The sequence below is a fragment of the Ideonella sp. genome (genome assembly GCF_036277275.1).
Lineage (GTDB): Bacteria > Pseudomonadota > Gammaproteobacteria > Burkholderiales > Burkholderiaceae_C > Ideonella.
This window is the reverse complement of record NZ_DASUNH010000174.1, coordinates 122,763-130,663: the sequence shown is the minus strand read 5'-3', so window position 1 is coordinate 130,663 and position 7,901 is coordinate 122,763. Positions and strand designations below refer to the sequence as shown.

Below are 7,901 nucleotides of genomic sequence, written 5' to 3'. Positions count from 1 at the left end.
CATCCTGACCAGCATCAAGGCCGCCAAGCCCGACGTCGTGTTCTACGGCGGCATGGACGCGGTGGCCGGCCCGATGATCCGCCAGATGAAGCAGCTGGGCATCACCGCCAAGTTCATGGGTGGCGACGGCATCTGCTCGGGCGAGCTGCCCAAGCTGGCCGCGGGCTCGATGGCTGACGGCCAAGTGGTGTGCGCCGAAGCCGGTGGTGTCGAAGGCGCGCAGAAGACGGCGATGGAGAAGTTCAAGGTCGACTTCAAGAAGAAGTTCAACGCCGACGTGCAGATCTACGCCCCGTACGTCTATGACGCCACGATGGTGATGGTCGACGCGATGGTCAAGGCCGGTTCGGCCGAACCCGCCAAGTACCTGCCGGTGCTGGCCAAGACCTCCGGCTACAAGGGCGTGACCGGCACGATCTCCTTCGACGAGAAGGGCGACATCAAGAACGGTGCGCTGACCCTGTTCACCTACAAGGGTGACAAGCGCGAACAGATCGCCGTGGTGCGCTGAGTCTTCTCAGCCCCGCAGCCAAAGCCGCCTTCGGGCGGCTTTTTCATTGGTGCGCGCCACCGCCGTATCGAGGTCGGGTATCGCTCGGGGTATCGCAACCGGCGCGCGCGCCGTACGAGGCGGAAAAACAAAAAGGCCCCTTCGAACATCGCAAGGGGCCTTGAGCATATTGATTGGCGGAGGGGGCGGGATTCGAACCCGCGGTGGGGATTAGCCCACACACGCTTTCCAGGCGTGCGACTTAAACCGCTCATCCACCCCTCCGCAGGGGCAGCCTTAGATTCTAGCTCAGGCTTGGCGAGCAACGCCAGGGTGCGTGGCAGGGCTGCGCATCAAAGCCATCGCGCTGGCCACCAACGCTGAAACCTCGCTCATGTTGCCCGGCACGATCATCGTGTTGTTCTTCTGCGCCAGTTGGGCGTAGGCTTCGACGGCTTTTTCGGCGACCTTCAGTTGCACGGCCTGCTCGCCGCCCGGCGATTGAATGGCTGCAGCCACCTGGCGGATCGCGCCGGCGGTGGCTTCGGCCACTGCCAGAATCGCGGCGGCCTCGCCTTGCGCCTTGTTGATCTCGGCCTGCTTCTGGCCCTCCGAGCGGGCGATGAAGGCTTCGCGCTCGCCGGTGGCGATGTTGATCTGTTCCTGTCGACGGCCTTCGGACGCGGCGATCAGCGCGCGCTTCTCGCGCTCGGCGGTGATCTGCGCCTGCATCGAGTGCAGGATGGCGGCGGGCGGTGTCAGGTCCTTGATCTCATAACGCAGTACCTTGACGCCCCAGTTCAACGCCGCTTCGTCCAGCGCAGCGACGACGGAACCGTTGATGACTTCGCGCTCTTCGAAGGTGCGGTCCAGCTCCATCTTGCCGATCACGCTGCGCAGTGTGGTCTGGGCCAGCTGCGTGATGGCCAGGATGTAGTTCGACGAGCCGTAGCTCGCGCGCATCGCGTCGGTCACCTGGAAGTACAGGATGCCGTCGACGGTGAGCTGGGTGTTGTCGCGGGTGATGCAGATCTGGCTCGGCACGTCGAGCGGGATTTCCTTCAGCGAATGCCGGTAGGCCAAGCGGTCGACGAAGGGCACGAGGATGTTCAGGCCTGGTGCCAGCGTGGCGTGGTAGCGGCCCAGGCGCTCGACGACCCAGGCGTTCTGCTGTGGAACCACCTTCACCGAGCGTGCGATGAACAGCACCGCGATGAAGAAGATGATCAGGGCGACGATTTCCATCGGGCTTCCTTGAAGTGGATCGGTGGTCGGACGGATTCAGCCGGTGGCGCGATCGAGCACGAGTTGCGAGCCTTCGACTGCGACGATGACATGCTCGCCCGGCGACGGCACGCCGCTGCCGGCGTAGCGTGCGCTCCACGCCGCGCCGCGGTGGGTGACGCGTGCCTGTCGGTCGGCGCCCCAGGCGGGTACCTGAACGCGCGAGCCTACGTCGATGTTCAGGTCCGGGTTCTCGGCGGCACGCGGCCCGGCCGGCTGGCCTTGGCGGCGGCGGTGCCACAACGCCACGCCGGCGCCGCCGATGACGGCGGCCGTCACCAGCTGGCCGGTGAAGGGCAGGCCGGCATGGGCGGCGAGCGCGCCGGCCACCGTGCCGATAGCGACCATCAGGAGGTAGAAAGTGCCGGTGGCCAGCTCCAGCGCCACCAGCACGCCGGTGGCCACCCACCAGGCTGTCGAATGGTCCCAGTTCATCGTCGCCTCCTGCGGTGGCGGCGCCTGTTGGTTTTGGCGCCACTTGTCAACTCTGGGCCATTCATCGGCCCTACACTTCGCGCTTTCCATTTTCCGCCAGCCCAACCGAGGCCGCCGCCATGCAGCGCTTTTCTTTTCCCATCGTGATCATCGATGAGGACTTCCGTTCCGAGAACACCTCGGGTCTGGGTATACGCGCGCTGGCCGAGGCGATGCAGAAAGAAGGCTTCGAGGTGATCGGCGTCACCAGCTATGGCGACCTGTCGCAGTTCGCCCAGCAGCAGAGTCGCGCCAGCGCCTTCATCCTGTCGATCGACGACGAAGAGTTCACCCCTGGCCCCGAGCTGGACCCGGCGGTGCTGAACCTGCGCAAGTTCATCGAAGAGATCCGCTTTCGCAACGCCGAGATCCCGATCTACCTGTACGGCGAAACGCGCACCTCGCAGCACATCCCGAACGACATCCTGCGCGAACTGCACGGCTTCATCCACATGTTCGAGGACACGCCGGAGTTCGTGGCGCGCCACATCATCCGCGAGGCCAAGAGCTATCTCGATTCGCTGGCGCCGCCGTTCTTCGCGGCGCTGGTCGACTACGCGCAGGACGGCTCGTATTCGTGGCACTGCCCGGGGCACTCGGGCGGCGTGGCGTTCCTGAAGAGCCCGATCGGCCGGATGTTCCACCAGTTCTTCGGCGAGAACATGCTGCGTGCCGACGTGTGCAACGCGGTGGAGGAACTCGGGCAGCTGCTGGATCACACCGGGCCGGTGGCGGCGAGCGAAAAGAATGCGGCGCGTATCTTCAATGCCGACCATTGCTTTTTCGTCACCAACGGCACCTCGACCAGCAACAAGATGGTCTGGCATCACAACGTGGCGCCGGGTGACGTGGTGCTGGTCGATCGCAACTGCCACAAGTCGATCCTGCACTCGATCATCATGACGGGCGCGGTGCCGGTGTTCCTGACGCCGACGCGCAACCACTACGGCATTATTGGCCCGATCCCCGAGAGCGAGTTCAGCAAGGCGTCGATCCAGAAGAAGATCGCCAAGCATCCGCTGCTGCAGGACATCGACCCGAAGACGGTGCGACCGAAGATCCTGACCGTCACGCAGAGCACCTACGACGGCGTGCTCTACAACACCGAGACGATCAAGGGCAAGCTCGACGGTTGGGTCGACACGCTGCACTTCGACGAGGCCTGGCTGCCGCACGCCGCGTTCCACAAGTTCTACGCCACCTACCACGCGATGGGGCGGGGCGGCGCGCGGCCGAAGCAGGCGATGGTCTATGCGACGCAATCGACCCACAAGCTGCTGGCTGGCATCAGCCAGGCTTCGCAGGTGCTGGTCCAGGAATCGCAGACCGTGCAGCTCGACCGCGACCTCTTCAACGAGGCCTACCTGATGCACACCTCGACCTCGCCGCAGTACGCGATCATCGCCTCGTGCGACGTGGCAGCGGCGATGATGGAGCCGCCCGGCGGCACCGCGCTGGTCGAGGAAAGCATCCGCGAGGCGCTGGACTTCCGCCGTGCCATGCGCAAGGTCGATGCCGACTATGGCGCCAAGGACTGGTGGTTCAAGGTCTGGGGTCCGGACAAGCTGACCGAAGAGGGCATTGGCAAGCAGGAGGACTGGGTGCTGAAGGCCAACGCCAAGTGGCATGGCTTTGGCGCCATGGCGGCCGGCTTCAACATGCTGGATCCGATCAAGTCCACCATCATCACGCCTGGGCTGGACATGTCCGGCAAGTTTGCCAAGACGGGCATTCCGGCGTCGATCGTCACCAAGTACCTGGCCGAGCACGGCGTGGTGGTCGAGAAGACGGGGCTGTACTCGTTCTTCATCATGTTCACCATCGGCATCACCAAGGGCCGCTGGAACACGCTGCTGACCGCGCTGCAGCAGTTCAAGGACGACTACGACAGGAACCAGCCGCTGTGGCGCATCCTGCCCGAGTTCTGCGCCGCGCACCCGCGCTACGAGCGCATGGGGCTGGCCGATCTGTGCAGCGGCATCCACGAGATGTATGCCAAGGGCGACATCGCGCGCCTGACGACCGAGATGTACCTGTCGGATCTGCAGCCGGCGATGAAGCCCAGCGACGCGTTCGCCAACATCGCGCGTCGCCGCATCGAGCGGGTCGAGATCGACCGCCTGGAAGGGCGCATCACGACCTCGCTGCTGACGCCGTACCCGCCGGGCATCCCGCTGCTGATTCCGGGCGAGCGCTTCAACAAGAAGATCGTCGACTACCTGCGCTTCACGCGTGCCTTCAACAAGGCCTTCCCGGGTTTTGACACCGACGTGCACGGCCTGGTCGCCGAGGACCTGCCGAACGGCGACAAGCGCTACTGCGTCGACTGCGTAAGAGATTGAGCCAGCGGGGGGGGGGCGCGCTAAGCGCCGCCCCTCATCAGATGGCGTGCGCGGATTCGGCTTCGCCGATCCGCTGAGCGAGCCCCCTCGGGGGTCGAGGTCGGACACAAACAGTCCTGAGGACTGTTTTGTGCCTACCGAGGGGCCCGAGCCTCTGGCTCGGCGCGGCCTGCAAGGCAGCCCCCCGAAGGCTGCGTGGGGGTCAAGGCATATCGCCGATCATCACGTGGCTGAAGCCGCCGTCGACGTAGGTGATCTCGGAGGTCACGCCGGCGGCCAGGTCGGACAGCAGGAAGGCAGCAACGTTGCCGACGTCCTCGATCGTCACGTTGCGGCGCAGCGGGGCGTTCTTCGAGAACACTTCCAGCAGCTTGCCGAAACCCTTGATGCCCGACGCGGCCAGCGTCTTGATCGGCCCGGCCGAGATGCCGTTCACGCGGATGCCCTTGGGGCCCAGACCGGCGGCCAGGTAGCGTACGCTGGCCTCCAGCGAGGCCTTGGCCAGGCCCATCGTGTTGTAAGCCGGCACCGCGCGGACGGCGCCCAGGTACGACAGCGTCAGCAGCGCCGCGTTCGGCCGCAGGCTCGGCAGCGCGGCCTTGGCCAATGCCGGGAAGCTGTAGGCCGAGATGTCGTGCGCGATGCGGTAGTTCTCGCGCGTCAGGCCGTCGAGGAACTCGCCGGCGATCGCCTCGCGCGGGGCGAAGCCGATCGAATGGACGAAGCCATCGAAGCCGTCCGGCCAGGCGGTCTTCAGGTCGGCGAACAGTTTTTCGATCGCTGCGTCGTCGCCCACGTCACAATCGAAGACCAGCTTCGAGTCGAACTCGGCGGCAAACTCGGTGATTCGCTCCTTGAAGCGCTCGCCAACATAGCTGAACGCCAGCTCGGCGCCTTCGCGGCGGCAGGCCTGGGCGATGCCGTAGGCGATCGAGCGGTTCGACAACAGGCCGGTGATCAGAAGGCGCTTGCCGGCGAGGAATCCCATGCGGTCTCCGAAGGGGGTTGTTGTGTGGATGCGGATTCTCGCACGCGCACCCTTCAGGTCTTGCGGGTACATCTCTTGCAGGCTACAATCCGTCCTTCGCTAGAATTGCGTGACACACACTTGAAAAGTGGGCGGATTCATCCAGCCCATTTTTTTTGCGTGGTCGTTTTGCATGGTGTATCACCTGGGGTGACGCCGTGATTTGGGTGTCTGTAGAGCGTTTCCCCGTTGGATTCGCCCAGGCTTTGAACAAGGGTAACTGCCACCAGATGAGCTGGAGCCAAGCCGTCGAGAAGACGGTGACCGGGTTGGGTTATGAACTCGTCGATGTCGAGCGATCGGCCGGCGGGTTGTTGCGCGTCTACATCGACCGCGTGCCTGGCCGTGCCTATCCCTCAGGCGAACACGAGTTCGTGACCGTCGAGGATTGCGAGGCCGTCACCCGCCAGCTGCAGTATGTGCTCGAAGTCGACAACGTCGACTATGCGCGCCTGGAAGTCTCGTCGCCCGGTCTGGATCGCCCGCTGAAGCGCGTCGAAGATTACGCCCGCTTCGCCGGCCAAGAGGTGCTGATCACGCTGAAGCTGCCTTTTCAGGGTCGCAAGAAATTCCAGGGGACGCTGCACGCCGCCACCGAGGGCGACAACGCAGGTTCGGGGTGGCAATTGATATTCAACGACGGCAAAGTTGACCAGGTGCTCGACTTTGCTTTCGACGAGGTTCGCGAAGCCCGGCTGGTGCCGGTGCTCAATTTCAAGGGGCGCCGAGGCAAGGGCGCGCCGGCCAGTGAGCAGTCGGCCGGCGAAACTGACGGAGGTCAAGAACAATGAACCGCGAAATGCTGATGTTGGTGGACGCGATCTCTCGTGAGAAGAGCGTCGAGCGTGATGTCGTGTTCGGCGCTGTCGAGGCGGCGCTGGCCCAGGCCACCAAGAAACTGCACGGTGGTGAGGTGGATATCCGCGTCACCGTCGACCGTGAAACCGGCGAGTACGAGACCTTCCGTCGCTGGCACGTCGTGCCGGACGAGGCCGGCCTGCAGATCCCCGATGCCGAGATCCTGCTCTTCGAAGCGAAGGAGCAGATCGACGACATCGAGGTCGACGACTACATCGAAGAGCCGATCGACTCGGTGCCGATCGGTCGCATCGGCGCCCAGGCTGCCAAACAGGTGATCCTGCAGAAGATCCGCGACGCCGAGCGCGAACAACTGCTGACCGATTTCCTGTCGCGTGGCGAGAAGATCTTCGTCGGCACCGTCAAGCGGTTGGACAAAGGCGACATCATTGTCGAGTCGGGCCGCGTCGAAGGTCGCTTGAAGCGCAACGAGATGATCCCGAAGGAGAACCTGCGTTCGGGTGACCGCGTGCGGGCCTTCATCGCCGGCATCGACACCGCTGCACGCGGGCCGCAGATCATGTTGTCCCGCTCGGCGCCGGGCTTCATGGTCGAGCTGTTCGCGCAGGAAGTGCCCGAGATCGAGCAGGGCCTGCTCGAGATCAAGAGCTGCGCCCGTGATTCGGGCTCGCGGGCCAAGATCGCCGTCGTGTCGCATGACAAGCGGGTCGACCCGATCGGCACCTGCGTCGGCGTGCGCGGCTCGCGCGTGACCGCGGTCACCAACGAGCTGGCCGGCGAGCGGGTCGACATCGTGCTGTGGTCGGAAGACCCGGCGCAGTTCGTGATCGGCGCTCTGGCGCCGGCGAACGTACAGTCGATCGTCGTCGACGAAGAAAAGCATGCGATGGACGTGGTGGTCGACGAGGAAAACCTCGCCATCGCCATCGGCCGCGGCGGCCAGAACGTGCGGCTCGCGTCCGAGCTGACCGGCTGGCGCATCAACATCATGACGGCCGAGGAATCGGCGGCCAAGCAGGCAGAAGAGTCGGGCTCGATCCGCAAGCTGTTCGTCGACAAGCTCGACGTCGACGAGGAAGTGGCCGATCTGCTGATCGAGGAAGGTTTCACCAGCCTCGAAGAAGTGGCCTATGTGCCGGCGCAGGAAATGCTTGAGATCGAAGGCTTCGACGAGGACACCGTCAGCGAATTGCGCACCCGGGCCAAGGATGCGCTGCTGACGATGGAAATCGCCCGCGAAGAGAAGGTCGACGAGGTGTCGCAGGATCTGCGCGACCTCGAATTCGAAGGCAAGGGCCTGCAGCCCGACCTGATCGAAAAGCTCGCCGATGGTGGTGTGCACACCCGCGACGACCTGGCCGACCTGGCCGTAGACGAACTCATCGAGATGACCGGCGTGGATGACGCGCAGGCCAAGGCGCTGATCATGAAGGCGCGTGAACATTGGTTCAACGCCTGATCAACG

7 protein-coding genes and 1 tRNA gene are annotated in these 7,901 nt (G+C 64.4%); 4 read left to right on the top strand and 4 right to left on the bottom strand.

Annotated elements, in window-relative coordinates:
- On the top strand, positions 1–511 hold a 511-nt coding region (locus VFY73_RS30055; RefSeq protein ID WP_329725276.1), incomplete at its 5' end, for an ABC transporter substrate-binding protein.
- A gap of 174 nt (positions 512–685) precedes the next feature.
- Here the strand turns inward: VFY73_RS30055 and VFY73_RS30050 are convergent.
- From VFY73_RS30050 to VFY73_RS30040, 3 genes are all read right to left on the bottom strand, one after another.
- A tRNA-Ser gene (locus tag VFY73_RS30050) sits at positions 686–775 on the bottom strand.
- 24 nt (positions 776–799) lie between these two features.
- On the bottom strand, positions 800–1,735 hold the full coding sequence (locus VFY73_RS30045) for a stomatin-like protein (RefSeq protein WP_329725275.1): 936 nt from the start codon (positions 1,733–1,735) through the stop codon (positions 800–802).
- Between the two features lie 36 nt (positions 1,736–1,771).
- Positions 1,772–2,209 carry an NfeD family protein gene (locus VFY73_RS30040; RefSeq protein ID WP_329725274.1) on the bottom strand — a complete coding sequence of 146 codons (438 nt, stop codon included), beginning with the start codon at positions 2,207–2,209 and terminating at the stop codon, positions 1,772–1,774.
- 119 nt (positions 2,210–2,328) lie between these two features.
- Here VFY73_RS30040 and VFY73_RS30035 point away from each other — a divergent pair, with 119 nt between their 5' ends.
- The gene (locus VFY73_RS30035; RefSeq protein WP_329725273.1) at positions 2,329–4,590 is read left to right on the top strand and encodes an arginine/lysine/ornithine decarboxylase; all 2,262 of its coding nucleotides are present in this window, start codon (positions 2,329–2,331) and stop codon (positions 4,588–4,590) included.
- Positions 4,591–4,792: 202 nt separating this feature from the next.
- On the opposite strand, the gene fabI is transcribed toward VFY73_RS30035, so the two are convergent.
- Entirely contained in the window at positions 4,793–5,578 is a 786-nt protein-coding gene (gene fabI / locus VFY73_RS30030) for an enoyl-ACP reductase FabI (protein WP_329725272.1), read from the bottom strand.
- 269 nt (positions 5,579–5,847) lie between these two features.
- On the opposite strand from fabI, the gene rimP reads away from it, so the two are divergent.
- Positions 5,848–6,408 carry a ribosome maturation factor RimP gene (gene rimP / locus VFY73_RS30025; protein ID WP_329725280.1) on the top strand — a complete coding sequence of 187 codons (561 nt, stop codon included), beginning with the start codon at positions 5,848–5,850 and terminating at the stop codon, positions 6,406–6,408.
- Positions 6,405–7,895: a transcription termination factor NusA gene (gene nusA / locus VFY73_RS30020; RefSeq protein WP_329725271.1), complete on the top strand. Its 1,491-nt coding sequence runs from the start codon at positions 6,405–6,407 to the stop codon at positions 7,893–7,895. The genes rimP and nusA overlap by 4 nt, the downstream gene beginning before the upstream one ends.
- Positions 7,896–7,901 lie beyond the last annotated feature (6 nt).

Coding starts and splice junctions, on each gene's coding strand:
- VFY73_RS30040 (WP_329725274.1), bottom strand. CDS start 2,209: ATGAACTGGGACCATTCGACAGCCTGGTGGGTGGCCACCGGCGTGCTG.
- nusA (WP_329725271.1), top strand. CDS start 6,405: ATGAACCGCGAAATGCTGATGTTGGTGGACGCGATCTCTCGTGAGAAG.
- rimP (WP_329725280.1), top strand. CDS start 5,848: ATGAGCTGGAGCCAAGCCGTCGAGAAGACGGTGACCGGGTTGGGTTAT.
- fabI (WP_329725272.1), bottom strand. CDS start 5,578: ATGGGATTCCTCGCCGGCAAGCGCCTTCTGATCACCGGCCTGTTGTCG.
- VFY73_RS30035 (WP_329725273.1), top strand. CDS start 2,329: ATGCAGCGCTTTTCTTTTCCCATCGTGATCATCGATGAGGACTTCCGT.
- VFY73_RS30045 (WP_329725275.1), bottom strand. CDS start 1,735: ATGGAAATCGTCGCCCTGATCATCTTCTTCATCGCGGTGCTGTTCATC.